Here is a 14,575-nt window from a genome sequence, read left to right as displayed (position 1 = left end):
GCGGGCCCGCGCCGGGGGCGCGGCCGGGTTCAGGCGGCGGCCTGGCCGGCGGCGCAGTGAGGGCAGCTCTGGCCGACCACGTAGAGCGGGCTCTGCTGCTCCTCGGCGGTGACCACCGCGCGGCAGGCGAAGCATTGCTTGGGGCCGGCCGGTTCCAGCTGCGGGTTCAGTGCGGTGCGGTAGTCGAAGACGAAGCAATCGCCCTGGTAGTGGCTGCCACCGACTTCCTCGAAGTACTTCAGGATGCCGCCCTCGAGCTGGTAGACGTGCTCGACGCCGACTTCCTGCATATGGATGGCGGCCTTCTCGCAGCGGATTCCGCCGGTGCAGAACGACACCACTGTCTTGCCTTCCAGTTCGGCCCGATGCGCGGCGACCTCGGCAGGGAAGTCGCTGAACTTGTGGATGCCGTACTCGACTGCCCCGGCAAAGGTCCCCACCGCCACCTCGAAGGCATTGCGCGTATCCAGCATCACAACCGGGCGCCCGGCGTCGTCATGGCCCTGGTCCAGCCAGCGCTTCAGCTCGACCGGTGCCACCGATGGCGCGCGCCCCTCTTCCGGGCGGATCAGCGGCATCTTCATGGTGATGATTTCCTTCTTCAGGCGCACCAGCATGCGCTTGAAGGGCTGGGTGTCCGACACGCTTTCCTTGGGCGCCAGGTCGGCGAAGCGCGCATCCGCGCGCAGCCAGCCGACGACCTCGTCGATGGCGGCGCGCGGGCCGGCCAGGAACAGGTTGATACCTTCCGGCGCCAGCAGCACGGTACCCTTCAGGCCGGCGGCCTCACAGCGCTCGCGTAGTTGCTCGCGCAGCGTCTCGCGGTCTTCCAACGTGACGAACTTGTAGGCGGAGATATTGATGATCTGCATGACGGCGCGTATCGATGCGCAGGCGCCGCCACGCGCGTTCTCGCTATGCGGGCGGTAACTGCCTGATTGGGAGGGTAGGGACAGGTCATTGCTGACCCATCCCCCCCTAAGAACCGTACGTGCGAGTTTCCCCGCATACGGCTCAAGCCTTAACAAAATGTTTTACTCAAACACCGGCTTCACAACGGTGCCTCCGTGGTGGTGCACTTGCTTGTGGCAGTTGGGATGCAGCAGCACTCGATTTCCCAAGGCGTCCGAGCCACCGTGTATCCGGTACTCGATGTGATGGTCTTCCCATCCCGTTTCCTTGGTGATCTTGCACTGACACACCGCGCACAAGCCTCGCTGGGAGATATACAGCTTGATCCACTGTTGGCGGTGCGCCATGTTTTCCAACATGCGTTCCTGCCGCAGCTTCTCGCCGTATCGCTCCTGCGCTGGATCGAAGGCGTGGTAATCCCCTTTGACTTTCTTGTGTCGTCGGATGGGGGTACCCGCCAGCGAGTACAACTCCATCCATCCTTCACTACCATCACCCTTCACGATCTTGGTTCCGAACACCCAGTTCCGCTCACCGATCGACCCGAAGTACTTCCTTCGGACCCACTCGGTGTTCTTTCCTCGGTGTCGCCGTTTCGCCCATTTCCATAGAGCCTTGAAAACCACATGCTCTAGGCGGGTAAAGGTCGCCTTTGCAACCACTGGGCTGTGATACTGCGCCCAGCCTCTCAACATCGGGTTCAACAGGCGGATGAGATCCTCCTGCTTTACCGCCTTGTTGGCACTGATGACGTCCTTGACCTTGCAATAGAACGTTTGCACGTTTTTCTTGCTTGGCTTGATGAGCAGCGTTCCCGAGTATTTCCGGAAATTCCACCCTAGAAAGTCGAAGCCTTCAGAGATGTTGACGATTCGCGTTTTCTCCGTTGATAGTGACAGCCCCCTTACTGCTAGGAACTGTTCTACCCATGGTTTGACCTCGTGCTCCAATACTTCCGGCGTTTCGCCGGTGATCACGAAGTCGTCCGCATAACGCACAACATTAACTTTCAGCTTCGCGGCCTTACCGGCCCCAAGTCTTGTCCTTAAGGACTGGACGAGTTGGGCCTCGAGACCATTCAGTGCCACGTTTGCCAGAGTCGGGGAGATGATGCCTCCCTGAGGTGTTCCGGCTTCGGTCGCCTGAAACTGGCCCTGAAATACCACGCCAGCTTTCAACCACTTCCGAAGGATCGCCTTGTCCATACGGACGTTGCGCTCCAGCCAGTCGTGACTGATGTGGTCAAAGCACCCCTTGATATCCGCTTCCAGCACCCATTTGGCTGACGCCTTTTGGGACAGGGCAACGAATAGCTGGGACATGGCATCCGCGGTGGATCGATTGCTCCGGAACCCATAAGAGTTCGGATCGCTCGTCCCTTCGGACACCGGCTCCAGCGCCAGCAGATACAACGCTTGCATGGCTCGGTCCAACATGGTTGGAATGCCCAGAGGGCGTTCCTTCCCGTTGGCTTTGGGGATGTAGACCCTCCGTAATGGCATGGGCCGATACCCCCGGCGCTTCAACCGTCCAATGGCTTCCCACCGGACTTCAGGCGAGTCCCACAGTTCGCGATCGACGCCAGCCGTTCGCTTACCTTGGTTCTCCGTCACTCGCTTGACCGCCGATGCCTTGGCAGAAAACGAGCGGGTCAGGGAGCGTTGCAAGGCTTTCACCCTGCGCCAATCCCCTTCCTGTGTTGCCTTCGCAATCCGAATCTGCATTGCCCGAACGTTCCGTTCGATGCGGCGCCAGTTGATGGCACCCCAACTTTGCGGCACGCCGGAGAGCGCAGATTCATCCTTGCGGATCAATGCTTCCATGCTGCTCTCCTATCCTGAGAAGCTTCCCGAGACAGCCAGAGACAACATGCCCCTTGAGGGACACATTGCCCCTCAAGGGAAGAAATTTCACAAGCGAGTTCAGTCAGTCGTCCTGCGACGAAAGACCAGTTGGAAGTCTGCCCGCTTTCGCGTGAGGGAATGTTTCACCCCCTATCCGAGCCATTACAGCCCGGCCTTCGCTTTCTCCAACCTCCCATACCCGCACAGCCAACAGCGTTCCTTACGGTCCGCCTGCCGAAGCCATATTGCGCTCCGGCAGCCATACGGGCTTACCACGTTCCCTGCACGTTACACGACTGGGTTAGGGCCCGCCTCTTCACCGGTGATCTGATAGCGACGTGTTCCGACCTTTCAACGGAACAGCTGACCACATACCGTTTTGGTCAGTGCCTGTCAGCAGCTTTGGCACCTCAATTTTTACGGTGTTTATTAGCGGTTCACATGTGTTGCCCATGCCAGTCAGCCTAGCTCCTCAACCCCGTTGCTGCTCGGAGTCTCTGCACATCCGCCTCGCGGCGAGTGGGCACCCTTACGGGGGCTACGTTGTCGGGAGAGCTTCACACCCCACCGTTACCAGTGGCGCATGTCTCCCTAGGCTACTGCTAGTCGCATAGCAGGTTCTCTATCAAGGCGCCTTCACAGGCGTTCCCGACCGAACCATAACGCGCAGAGCTTTACGCTCCGGGACCTCACTTTCTTACTTCATGTGCTCCTGTGCCAGCGAGCGCTCGACGGAGGTCGTCTCTTACGAGCGTAGCCTCCGTCCCAAAGAACTTAGCGCCAGTCCATTGGACCGGTTTCAAAGTAATGTGATGCATACGCAATAAGACACATTGCGCATCCACCCGCTCCCTTCGAAGAGGGGCGTTTACAGGTAACCCGCCCAAAGGCGCGCGTCCCCGCCTTTGGGCGATGGCTGGACATTCATCCAGCAAAAGCAAGCCGCGGACTCGACCGGTGCTCAGGCCTCATCTGCAACATATGGACTCCCCACGGCTTTACCGGCCAGGTTCGTCTAAGCAAGTAAATGGTTGAGAGTGACGAATGGGGCCGAGGCCTTCTCCGTTTCATCAACAAAGGTCGATGCTCCTTACGTTGGAACAGCCCGGACACGAGAGTGCGTGTCGCACGAAAGGCGAAATTATAGCGCCACGGGGCCGGGTGGCGCGCATGCCCCAGCGTCCTCGTCGGACTTGGCCCTGGGGGATGCCAGGCCAGGCGGGCGGGTGGCGGGGCCGGCCGCGGACACAAAGCCGTCAGCCAGGGCCGGCCGAGCCGGTACAATATCGCCCCATGTCCGCACCCCGCTTCGTACACCTCCGCCTGCACTCCGAATATTCTGTCGTCGATGGCATCGTCCGCCTCGAGGACGCCGTCAAGGCCGCCGCGGCCGACGGCATGGGAGCGCTCGCCCTGACCGACCTCGCCAACGCCTTCGGCCTGATCCGCTTCTACAAGGAAGCGCGCGGCGGCGGCGTCAAGCCGCTGGTCGGCGCCGACGTCTGGCTGACCAACGCCGATGACCGCGACAAGGCGCCGCGGCTGCAATTGCTGGTGCAGGACCGCCGCGGTTACCTGAACCTGTGTACCCTGCTGTCGCGTGCCTGGCTGGTCAACCAGTATCGCGGCCGCGCCGAGATCGACCCGGGCTGGTTCGAAGAGCCGGGCGAAGGCGGTGAGCCGCTGGCCACCGGCCTGATCGCGCTGTCCGGCGCCATGGGCGGCGACATCGGCATGGCGCTGGCCAACGGCAACCCGGCCGGCGCCGAACGTGCCGCGCAGCACTGGGCGGCACTTTTTCCGCAGCGCTTCTATATCGAACTGCAGCGCGCCGGCCACGCCGGTACGGAAAGCTATGTGCAGCAGGCGGTGCAGCTGGCCGCCGCACTGCGGCTGCCGGTGGTGGCCACGCATCCGGTGCAGTTCATGACACCGGACGACTACACCGCGCACGAGGCCCGCACCTGCATCGCCGAGGGCGAGCTGCTGGCCAACCCGCGCCGCACGCGCCGCTTCACCACCGACCAGTACTTCAAGACACAGGACGAGATGTGCGCGCTGTTCGCCGACATCCCGTCGGCGCTGCAGAACACCGTCGAGATCGCGCGCCGCTGCAACCTGACGCTGGAACTGGGCAAGCCGCGCCTGCCGCTGTTCCCGACGCCGGACGGCATGTCGCTCGACGACTACCTGGTGCACATGGCCAAGGAAGGCCTGGAGAAGCGCCTCGAAATCCTGTTCCCGGATGCGGCCGAGCGCGAGGCGAAGCGGCCCGAGTATTACGAGCGGCTGGAATTCGAGACCGGCACCATCATCAAGATGGGCTTCCCCGGCTACTTCCTGATCGTGGCGGACTTCATCAACTGGGCCAAGAACAACGGCGTGCCGGTGGGTCCGGGGCGGGGCTCCGGGGCTGGTTCGCTGGTCGCCTACGCGCTGGGCATCACCGATCTCGACCCGCTCAAGTACGCGCTGCTGTTCGAGCGTTTCCTGAACCCGGAGCGGGTGTCGATGCCCGACTTCGATATCGACTTCTGCCAGCACGGGCGCGATCGCGTGATCACCTACGTGAAGGAGAAGTATGGCAAGGACGCGGTGTCGCAGATCGCCACCTTCGGCACCATGGCGGCCAAGGCGGCGGTGCGCGACGTGGGCCGCGTGCTTGACCTGGGCTACGGCTTCGTCGACGGCGTCGCCAAGCTGATTCCGTTCAAGCCGGGCAAGCTGGTCACCATCGAGGAAGCGAAGAAAGAAGAGCCGCTGCTGACCGAGCGCGAGAACAACGAGGAAGAGGTCCGCCAGTTGCTGGAGCTGGCACAGCGCGTCGAGGGCATGACGCGCAACGTCGGCATGCACGCCGGCGGCGTGCTGATCGCGCCCGGCAAGCTGACCGACTTCTGTCCGCTCTACACGCAGGGCGACGACGGTGGCGTGGTCAGCCAGTACGACAAGGATGACGTCGAGGCCGCCGGCCTGGTCAAGTTCGACTTCCTGGGCCTGACCACGCTGACCATCCTCGACTGGGCCGAGCGCTACATCCGGCGCCTCGACCCCAGCAAGGCCGACTGGAACTGCAGCCAGATTCCGCTCGCCGACGCCCCTGCCTTCGATATCCTGAAGACCGCCAATACGGTGGCGGTGTTCCAGCTGGAAAGCCGCGGCATGCAGGGCATGCTGAAGGATGCCAAGCCCGACCGCTTCGAGGACATCATCGCACTGGTGGCACTCTACCGCCCGGGCCCGATGGACCTGATCCCCAGCTTCTGCGCGCGCAAGCACGGCCGCGAGAAGGTGGAGTACCCGGATCCGCGCGTCGAACCGGTGCTCAAGGAGACCTACGGCATCATGGTCTACCAGGAGCAGGTGATGCAGATGGCGCAGATCATCGGCGGCTACTCGCTGGGCGGCGCCGACCTGCTGCGCCGCGCCATGGGCAAGAAGAAGCCCGAGGAAATGGCCAAGCATCGCGAGCTGTTCCGCGAAGGGGCCGACAAGAACGGCCTGAGCGGCGAGAAGGCCGACGAGATCTTCGACCTGATGGAGAAGTTCGCGGGCTACGGCTTCAACAAGTCGCACGCGGCCGCCTACGCTCTGCTGGCCTACTACACGGCCTGGCTCAAGGCGCACCACCCGGCCGAATTCATGGCAGCCAACATGTCGCTGGCGATGGACGACACCGACAAGGTGAAGATCCTGTTCGAGGACTGCAAGCTGAACGGACTCAAGCTGCTGCCGCCGGACATCAATGCCAGCGAATACCGCTTCGCCCCGACCGACGCCAAGACCATCCGCTACGGCCTGGGCGGCATCAAGGGCTCGGGGCAGGGTGCTATCGAGGACATCCTGCGCGCGCGCGAGGAACGTCCCTTCGATGACCTGTTCGACTTCTGCGAGCGCGTCGATCGTCGCCAGGTCAACCGCCGCACCATGGAGGCACTGATCCGGGCAGGGGCCTTCGACAGCCTCAACAGCAACCGCGCGCAGATGCTGGCGTCGGTCTCGCGTGCGATGGAGGCGGCGGAACAGAAGGCGGAATCGGCCAATCAGGTATCGCTGTTCGACCTCATGGGTGACGCCGGCGATGCGCACAAGCCGGAGCTGGTCGATGAGCCGTTCTGGCCGCCCAAGCGCACGCTGCAGGAAGAAAAGCAGGCACTCGGCTACTACTTCTCCGGCCACTTGTTCGATGCCTACCGCGACGAAGTCCGGCGCTTCGTCAAGGGCACACTGGCCGCGCTGGAGAAGGAGGTGCAGGGTAACGGCGGCGGCTACGGCCGCGACGTGCGCGGCAAGACCATCGCCGGCGTGATCACCGGCATCCGTACCCAGATGACCCAGCGCGGCAAGATGCTGATCGTGCTGGTCGACGATGGCACGGCGCAGATCGAGATGACAGTCTTCAACGAGCTGTTCGACGCCAACCGCCACATGTTCAAGGAAGACGAACTGCTGATCGCCACCGGCAACGCGCGCCACGACACCTTTACCGGCGGCGTGCGCTTTACCGCGGAATCGGTGCTGGACCTGGTCGCCGCCCGCGGCCGTTTTGCCGAAGCGGTCGCTTTGTCCTTCAACGGCAATGCGTCGCTGCAGCGGCTGCGCGAATTGCTGACGCCGCACCTGGCCGGCGAGGCCGGCGGCCCCGGACTGCCGGTGCGTGTCAGCTACGCCGCCGCCAGTGCGCAATGCGAGGCCATCCTCGGCCGGCAGTGGGCAGTGACGCCGTCGGACGAGGCGCTCGCCAGCTTCCGCGAGGCCTTGTCGAGCGAGAATGTCAGCATGGTCTATGGTTGAGGCAAGGGTTTCCGCCAACCGTCCCGCGGCCATCTGGCGCTGGACGGCCTGGAGTCTGCATTGCCAGCCCATGCTCCCCTTACCGCCAGCCTGAATCGATTCCACGTGCCTGCGCTTTTCCCACCTGCCCGCCCGCCCCGTACGATCCTCGTGGTGGCCACGCGCCGTATCGGCGATGTTCTGCTGACGACGCCGATCGTACGCTCGCTCAAGGCGCGCTGGCCCGAGGCTCAGATCGATATGCTCGTTTTCCGGGGCACCGAAGGTGTACTCGAGAACAATCCGGATGTCCGTCGGGTGATCGTGGTAGCGCAGCGTGCCCGTATCGGCGAGCGTTTGCGCGATGCCGCACGCGTCTGGCGGCGCTACGACCTGGCCTGCGCGGCGCTCAGCTCTGACCGTCCGCGCTTCTATGCCTGGTTTGCTGGCCGCCGGCGCGCCGGGCTGGTCGATCCTGAGCGCGTCACATGGTGGACGCGGTTGATGTTGCACCGTATCGCTTTGAATCGCCACGAGTCGGAGCATACGGTGTCGAGCACGCTTGCTCTGGCCCCGGCCATCGGCATCGAGCCGGTGCCCGAGGTCGTGGCGCCGGGCATCGGTACGGATCCGCAGCGCATCGCCCGTTTCGACGCGCTTTTCGCTGCGCCGGCCTATCGGCCAGGCCAGCCATTGGCGGTGCTGCATCCATACCCGATGTACGCGTACAAGCAGTGGCATGTCGACGGCTGGATCACCGCCTGCGACTGGCTGCTCGGGCAAGGCTTCGCGGTAGCGCTTAGCGGCGGGCCGGCTGCGGGCGAACGCGAGTATGCCGAGGGTATCGCGGCAGGCGCCGCAGGGCCGGTCCTGAACCTGGTCGGGAAGCTATCTTTCGGCGAGAGCGCCGAGCTGTTCCGTCGCGCCAGCCTTTACATTGGTCCCGATACCGGTGCCACCCACGTTGCCGCTGCGACGGGGACTCCGACCATCGCATTGTTCGGCCCATCCGATGCGGTGCGTTGGGGGCCCTGGCCGAAGGGGGGGGTAGCGGGCGGCGGCGATCCGTGGCCACTGCGTGGCTCTGGGCGTCGCGGCAATGTCTACCTACTGCAAGGCGAGGGCGAATGCGTGCCTTGCCGGCAGGAGGGCTGCGAGCGGCGCCTCGATAGCCTGAGCCGCTGCCTGACGGGAATGAGTCCGCAACGCGTAATCCAGGTCGCGGCGGAAATGCTCGGGCTGCCAGCCGGGAGCGCCGACGCGATGGCAGGGCGCCAGCGCATCCAGCTTATCGATGTCTCCCGCCCGGATGCCGCAGGGGATATGCGGTCCCGACCCTGACGTTCGTCGCCTGCATCGCTCAGGTTTTTCCGCCGTCGCCTGCGCAATTTCCGAAATTTGCTAGTGGCGACAGCACGGTTCGCCCACGATGGCATGAAGATGCTATTGTGAAAGACTTGGTGTGCCGGCCGGTGCAAGCTTGCTGCGCGCCCGAAGCTTGTTCTGATGGTCCGGGCCGTGGCTTGAGCGGCCGGGTCGGCCGCTGCCCATTCCCGGACTCCTTGTGTCGGCACACGTGCCGTAGCGTGCCGGATGCCGAGTTCGGCGGCGACAAGCCATGCCTATCCTCCCTTCGAGATTGCCAGGCAGCCCCGATCCGCAGCGCTGGCTGTGGGTGGCGTTCCTGTTGTTGTATCCCGCCGCGACGCTGGTAGCGAGAGGCGGGGCGAGTGCGCTGCTGCTGGCAGCATCGCTCGTTGCCGTATATTCGTTGATCGTTTCGCGCTCCCTGCCGGCTCCCGTGCAGGACGCGTCCGCGCGGCTTGCCGTGGGCTTCTGCTTCGCCATGGCCGCGCCACTCTGCGCGGTGGCCCTTAGCGAGCTGTGGCATCGGCAGCTGACACTCGGCGCCTTCGATTCCCCTGCGCGTTTCCTGGCTGCCGCCCCGCTCTTTCTCGCTCTACGCAAGGCGCCGGCGGCCACCCTGCGTTGGGCAGATCTGTCCTTTGGCGTTGGCGCGATGGCCGCCTTGGGCATCAGTGTGTTCGCGCCGCGTGACTGGGGCGATGGCCGGCTTGGCAGTACCTTCCTCAATCCGATCCATTTCGGTGCCATTGCCCTCGTGCTCGGTGTCCTTTCAGCACTGTCTTTGAACTGGTGGGGCAAGGATCCCCTTGGCGTGCGGCTGTTCAAGCTGGCAGGGTTGGCAGCCGGCCTGCTGTCCTCGCTGCAGACCGGTGCGCGCGGCGGATGGCTCGCTATCCCGGTGATCGTCGTTGTCCTGGCCTTCGTGCCCCGGGAGCGGAAAGGGCGTGGGTGGCGTAAGGTGCTCCCGTTCGCTGCTCTGGCGATTGCCTTGGCTGGCTACCTGGCCTCCCACACGGTGCGAGAGCGGATCCACATGATCTGGTCCGATCTGTCGCAGTTCGAGCAGGGACACAAGGACACCTCGATCGGCATCCGGCTTCAGATCTACCAGGCAGTGCTTTCCCTGATTCCACGCGATCCCGTCTTCGGCCTTGGTGCGGACGGGCTTGCCGCCAGCCTGCAGTCCCTGGTTGATACGGGGGGCATGACTCCGATCGCCGCGCAGTTCGGGAGAGGCGAGACGCACAACCAGATGCTGGCCTATGTGGGCAGCTTCGGCATCATCGGCGGACTAGCGCTGGCAGCGCTTTATCTGATGCCTGCCGCGCTGTTCTGGAATTTTCGGGCGGCGCCGGCCAGGTGCGCTGCGCGCGCGGCGCTGATGGGCGTGGTCTTTGTCGTCGCCTTTGTGACGTTCGGCTTGACGGTGGAAACCTTCAACCTGAAGATGACGGCGTCGTTCTATGCGACCGTGATTGCAGTGCTGGCTGCCATCGCTTCGCACAATGCACCTCCGGTGGCGTCGGCCGCCGGGCGCTCCTTGCAGTAGCTTCTACCGTGGACCGACATGTTCAGCATACTGATTCCGTCCTGGAATAATCTGCCGTATCTCAAATTGTGCATCGAAGGGATTCGTCGTCATTCCGCTCTCGCGCACGAGATCATCGTGCACGTCAACGATGGTTCGGATGGCACGCTGGAGTGGGTCCGTTCCCAGGGCATTCGCCACACATGGTCGGCTGGAAACGTCGGCGTCTGCCTGGCACTGAATGATGCCGCGCGCCTTGCTACCTGCGATACGCTGCTCTATCTGAATGACGATATGTACTGCACGCCGGGCTGGGACATCGCGCTCGATGCGGCGCGACGCCGGGCAGGGGGCTCATTTGTTTATCTGGCCGCCAATCTGATCGAACCGGTCGATACGGGCAATGCGCAGGTGATGGTTGCCGACTTTGGCAGGACCCCCGACGATTTCGATGCGGATGGCCTATGCGCTTTCGCTGCCGCAGTCGGGCAGATCGCTGACAGGGATGGCATCGCGTTGCAACCGATGCTGATCAGCCGCCGGCTCTGGCAACTCGTCGGCGGGTACAGTATCGAGTTCGGCCCCGGCATGAGCAGTGACGATGATTTTCTGATGAAGCTCTGGCTGGTGGGGTGCAGGACGTTCCGCGTGGTCGGCGGGGCGCGCGTCTATCACTTCAGTTGTGCGACGACGCGGCGCGTCCGGCGCAATCGCGGTGGGCGCGCATTCCTGCTCAAATGGGGCATCACGCAGCAGGCGTTCGTTCGTGGCCATGTGCGCGCATCGATGTCCGGTGGCAGAGGACGGCCGCCGGCAGCGATCCGCTCCGGATGGCTGGCCAGGATGAAGCGCGCGCTCTACGCCTTCCGCGGCCATCCGACCACGGACCTCTACGCCTGGGAACCCGACTTGCCGGCGCAATTGGGGCGGGTGCTGGAAACGGCGGAAACGGCGGAAACGGGCGAGAAGCCTGGGGCCGACAGCGCCGCCGCCGGCGCCGCGACGACCTGGAGCGCGGCCCGGCAAGCGTAGGCTGACTGCAGGCGCTCAGTTGGGAATCGGTGCGGCTGGCGATTTCGCACCACGGTATCCGCAGCCCAGCAGAATGCCGCCCAGCAGCATCATCATGTGCCCTTCGGCGAAATCGAGCAGCAGCGAGTTGGCCAGGCAGCCTGCGGTGAAGATGGCGAGCCAGGCCAGCAGAAGATGGCGCGACGGGCCGTCCAGGCGCGCCGCGCCGCGCGCGATCTGCAGCAACAGGTTGAGAAACAGCAGCAGGCCGACAGCGCCGAGCTGGACTGCCATCAGCAGGTATTCATTGTGCGGGTTGTAGGTCATCTGACCCGCTGCTTCCGTCTTGCCGCGTGTCATCTGCTCGAACTCGGTGCCGAGTCCAGCGGCACCGAAGCCCGCCAGTGGCCGTTGCGCGATCAGCAGCAGGCTCTTGCGATAAAACTCCAGGCGCAATCCCGACGAGGTGACGGCGTTGCTGTGCTCGTATTGCCGCACTTCGTCGCGGACTTCCAGCAGGCGCCCGCCGTGCATGGTGAAGGCGATGCCCAGCAGCACCCCCGCCCCAACGACCAGCACCGATGCCATGGCCATGGCGCGGCCCGGCGACCTCTTGCGCTGGCCTTGGATACAGCGCAGCGCCACGAGCAGCACGAAGGGCAGGGCGATCACTTGCCCAGTGCGGCCCTGCAGCATGACGAGGACGTTGATGAGCGAGAGGGCCGCCACGGCCGCCGACGCCCACTGCACGCGCCTCTCGCGGGCACGGAGCGCCATGTCGGCAGCAAGATAGAAGAGCAGTACGCCGAACATGCCGGCGGCGATGCGGTTCTTGAAGACCCAGGCGTGCGTTTCCGGCTCGTGCGCGAGATAGGCCGGGCCGATCTGGGTCAAGCCCAGATAGTTGCTCGTCGACAGCACCACGATCAGGGTCAGGGTGCCGAACAGCGCGTAGCGCACCGCTGGCGCCCAGCCCGAGTCCTTGAAGGCGATCACCGCCAGCGGCAGCAACAGCAGCTTGCGGTATTTGCCGACCCAGCCCCAGGCCTCGTGATGTGGGGCCACCGTATAGGACACGCTGATGATCAGGGCGCCGAGCAGCAGCAGGGCCGCGAGCGAGGCGCCATGGCGCGGCAGCAGCGGCAGGCCGCGCCAGAACTCGGGTGCCAGCAGCAGGCAGGCGGCGAACAGCCCGCAGGCGATATTGGTGCCTGCCGTCGAAACAGGCACCAGGCACAGGGCGGTGACCGCGAAGAGACGGGCTGCGGTCAGTTGCCGGGAAGCGCGGGTGGATTGGGATGGCATGGGGTGAGGGTTGGCCCGTGCGCGCAGCGACGGGTGCGTGTTCCGACGTCGGTTCTTGGCTTGTGGCCGCGAGTCCGCGAGTATATGCGATGCTGTGGCGTGCTTGCCGGGGCGCGGCTGCGCTTATCCTTGCAGGACCCGCTTGAGGCGCGCACGGAGCAGGGCGCGGCGCAGCCGCCCGTCCGCGGGCGGTTCACCCAGGACCGTGGTATGGCCTGCTGCCTGCCCGCGCCGCAGATAGAAGCGGTCGAAGGTGGCCTGCGTCATTCCCCATTTGTTCAGGAACTGGCGCCGGCCGTCGTTCTTGACGATCTTGCCGGTGCTCTTCTGCTGGAAGTGGTAGACCAGGCTGTCACCCACGCCGAGAAAGACGCGGCAGCCGGCATGCCAGAGTTTCATCGAGAAATCGTTGTCGCTGCTCATGCCCGGGCTCAGTTCGCTGCTGTAGCCACCCACCTTGAACCACCAGTCGCGATGCACCAGCGTGGGCGGCCAGGTGGCGCCGAGCCAGTCGGCGCGGGCGAGCCGCGTGGTGGCGGCGACCAGTCCGGCGGCGTCGAAGCGGTCGGCGTCACGGCCGAAATCCTGCACTACCACGCACGGGTTGCCGGTGTCGACCGGCTCGATCATGGTGCCGGACAACATGAACAGGTCCGACGGCATCCGCTCGATATGGCGCACCAGGGCGCTGTCCCAGCCGGGGCAGCAGAACATGTCGTCGTTCATGTAGACGATGTAGTCGCGCGTGGCGCGGGCGGCTGCCAGGTTGACCGCATGGCAGATGCCGATGTTGCCCGGCGAGGCAGTGTGTTCGATGCCTTGTTCGCGTACCCAGTCCAGCGTACCGTCCGAGCCGTCGTTGACGTGCACGATGATCTGGTGGTCATGCGCCGAATGGCGGCGCAGGCTGTCGATGACCAGGCGGAGGTAGGGCAGGTTGTTCCAGGTCGGGATGATGATGGAGAACATGGCAATCAGGGTGCGGGATCGTTGTGGGCGCGTGGGGGAGCGGCATGGTCTGCCGGCTGGCTGGCCTGGCGGGTGGCGACGGGCTCAGGCCGAGGCTCCTAATGCGCGGGCACGGCGGTACTTCTCGTAGCTGACGGCGGCATTCATGCGGGCGATGGCGAAGCCGGTGCGGCCGTCCAGGATGCCGCGCTTGACCAGCAGCGTGCGCAGGAAGGCCCAGGCGCCATGCAGGGCGGGCGAGAGGGGCCCGACCTGCTTGCCGCGCCGGCGCAGTTCGCGAGCGCCGGCCTCGGCATATTGGCGGCTCTTGGCCTCGACCTGCGCGCGCGAGGTATAGCTGTAGTGCAGCAGCGAGGTCTTGAGCCTGGCGACGGGGCCTCGCGGCTCCACGCTTTCGTGGACGAGGTTGTCGGAAAAGCGCGCGCTGCCACGCCGGAACAGGCGCACGATGTAGTCGGGCCGCCAGCCCGAATGATGGACCCAGTGACCGCAGAACTGCGACAAGCGCGGCACGGCGTAGGCATCGGCGCGGCCGTCGGCCATGGCTGCGCGCAGTTCGGCGGCCAGTTCGGGCGTGACGCGCTCGTCGGCGTCGATGCTGAACACCCAGTCGCCGGTGGCGGCGTCGAGCGCACGGTTCTTCTGCGGGCCGAAGCCCGGCCAGTCGGTTTCGATCACACGAGCGCCGAGTTCGCGGCAGATGCGGACGGTGTCGTCGCGGCTGCCGGAATCCACCACGACGATCTCGTCGGCGAGGTCCCGCACCGAGCGCAGGCAGTCGCCGATATGCGCCGCCTCGTCGCGGGTGATGACTATGACGGACAGGGAAGGCATCGGGGAGAGTGAGAGGGAATCCGAGGGATTA

General features: G+C 64.7%; 9 protein-coding genes. 4 read left to right on the top strand and 5 right to left on the bottom strand.

The genetic code is table 11. The features are described from left to right. Positions 1 to 29 precede the first annotated feature (29 nt). Together BKK79_RS05630 and ltrA are read right to left on the bottom strand one after the other, a co-directional pair. Positions 30 to 872 carry a sulfurtransferase gene (locus BKK79_RS05630; protein WP_071037301.1) on the bottom strand — a complete coding sequence of 281 codons (843 nt, stop codon included), beginning with the start codon at positions 870 to 872 and terminating at the stop codon, positions 30 to 32. 162 nt (positions 873 to 1,034) lie between these two features. Next, complete coding sequence (gene ltrA / locus BKK79_RS05625; RefSeq protein ID WP_071037300.1) at positions 1,035 to 2,735, bottom strand: group II intron reverse transcriptase/maturase; 1,701 nt, start codon at positions 2,733 to 2,735, stop codon at positions 1,035 to 1,037. A gap of 1,314 nt (positions 2,736 to 4,049) precedes the next feature. Between ltrA and dnaE the strand changes: the two genes are divergently transcribed. The 4 genes from dnaE (at position 4,050) to BKK79_RS05605 (ending at position 11,457) form a co-directional block, all read left to right on the top strand. Continuing rightward, the gene (gene dnaE / locus BKK79_RS05620; RefSeq protein WP_071011688.1) at positions 4,050 to 7,550 is read left to right on the top strand and encodes a DNA polymerase III subunit alpha; all 3,501 of its coding nucleotides are present in this window, start codon (positions 4,050 to 4,052) and stop codon (positions 7,548 to 7,550) included. A 105-nt stretch (positions 7,551 to 7,655) separates the two neighbouring features. Then, positions 7,656 to 8,870, top strand: coding sequence for a glycosyltransferase family 9 protein (locus BKK79_RS05615; protein WP_071037299.1), 1,215 nt, complete (start codon positions 7,656 to 7,658; stop codon positions 8,868 to 8,870). A 277-nt stretch (positions 8,871 to 9,147) separates the two neighbouring features. Next, entirely contained in the window at positions 9,148 to 10,446 is a 1,299-nt protein-coding gene (locus tag BKK79_RS05610) for an O-antigen ligase family protein (protein ID WP_084084503.1), read from the top strand. An 18-nt stretch (positions 10,447 to 10,464) separates the two neighbouring features. After that, a complete protein-coding gene (locus tag BKK79_RS05605) occupies positions 10,465 to 11,457 on the top strand; it encodes a glycosyltransferase family 2 protein (RefSeq protein ID WP_071037298.1) in 993 nt (330 codons plus the stop codon). A gap of 15 nt (positions 11,458 to 11,472) precedes the next feature. Here the strand turns inward: BKK79_RS05605 and BKK79_RS05600 are convergent, their stop codons facing one another. The 3 genes from BKK79_RS05600 to BKK79_RS05590 form a co-directional block, all read right to left on the bottom strand. Continuing rightward, on the bottom strand, positions 11,473 to 12,741 hold the full coding sequence (locus tag BKK79_RS05600) for an O-antigen ligase family protein (RefSeq protein WP_071011693.1): 1,269 nt from the start codon (positions 12,739 to 12,741) through the stop codon (positions 11,473 to 11,475). A 123-nt stretch (positions 12,742 to 12,864) separates the two neighbouring features. Further along, positions 12,865 to 13,710 carry a glycosyltransferase family 2 protein gene (locus BKK79_RS05595; RefSeq protein WP_071011695.1) on the bottom strand — a complete coding sequence of 282 codons (846 nt, stop codon included), beginning with the start codon at positions 13,708 to 13,710 and terminating at the stop codon, positions 12,865 to 12,867. A gap of 84 nt (positions 13,711 to 13,794) precedes the next feature. Further along, entirely contained in the window at positions 13,795 to 14,544 is a 750-nt protein-coding gene (locus BKK79_RS05590; RefSeq protein ID WP_071037297.1) for a glycosyltransferase family 2 protein, read from the bottom strand. Positions 14,545 to 14,575 lie beyond the last annotated feature (31 nt).

It is taken from the genome of Cupriavidus sp. USMAA2-4 (genome assembly GCF_001854305.1).
Lineage (GTDB): Bacteria > Pseudomonadota > Gammaproteobacteria > Burkholderiales > Burkholderiaceae > Cupriavidus > Cupriavidus malaysiensis.
Note: the sequence above shows the minus strand (reverse complement) of the source record. Positions and strands in the feature narration are given on the sequence as shown.

What these genes read in the sequence shown, in the direction of transcription:
- BKK79_RS05630 (WP_071037301.1), bottom strand. Translation starts at nt 872, where the DNA reads ATGCAGATCATCAATATCTCCGCCTACAAGTTCGTCACGTTGGAAGAC.
- ltrA (WP_071037300.1), bottom strand. Translation starts at nt 2,735, where the DNA reads ATGGAAGCATTGATCCGCAAGGATGAATCTGCGCTCTCCGGCGTGCCG.
- dnaE (WP_071011688.1), top strand. Translation starts at nt 4,050, where the DNA reads ATGTCCGCACCCCGCTTCGTACACCTCCGCCTGCACTCCGAATATTCT.
- BKK79_RS05610 (WP_084084503.1), top strand. Translation starts at nt 9,148, where the DNA reads ATGCCTATCCTCCCTTCGAGATTGCCAGGCAGCCCCGATCCGCAGCGC.
- BKK79_RS05605 (WP_071037298.1), top strand. Translation starts at nt 10,465, where the DNA reads ATGTTCAGCATACTGATTCCGTCCTGGAATAATCTGCCGTATCTCAAA.
- BKK79_RS05600 (WP_071011693.1), bottom strand. Translation starts at nt 12,741, where the DNA reads ATGCCATCCCAATCCACCCGCGCTTCCCGGCAACTGACCGCAGCCCGT.
- BKK79_RS05595 (WP_071011695.1), bottom strand. Translation starts at nt 13,710, where the DNA reads ATGTTCTCCATCATCATCCCGACCTGGAACAACCTGCCCTACCTCCGC.
- BKK79_RS05590 (WP_071037297.1), bottom strand. Translation starts at nt 14,544, where the DNA reads ATGCCTTCCCTGTCCGTCATAGTCATCACCCGCGACGAGGCGGCGCAT.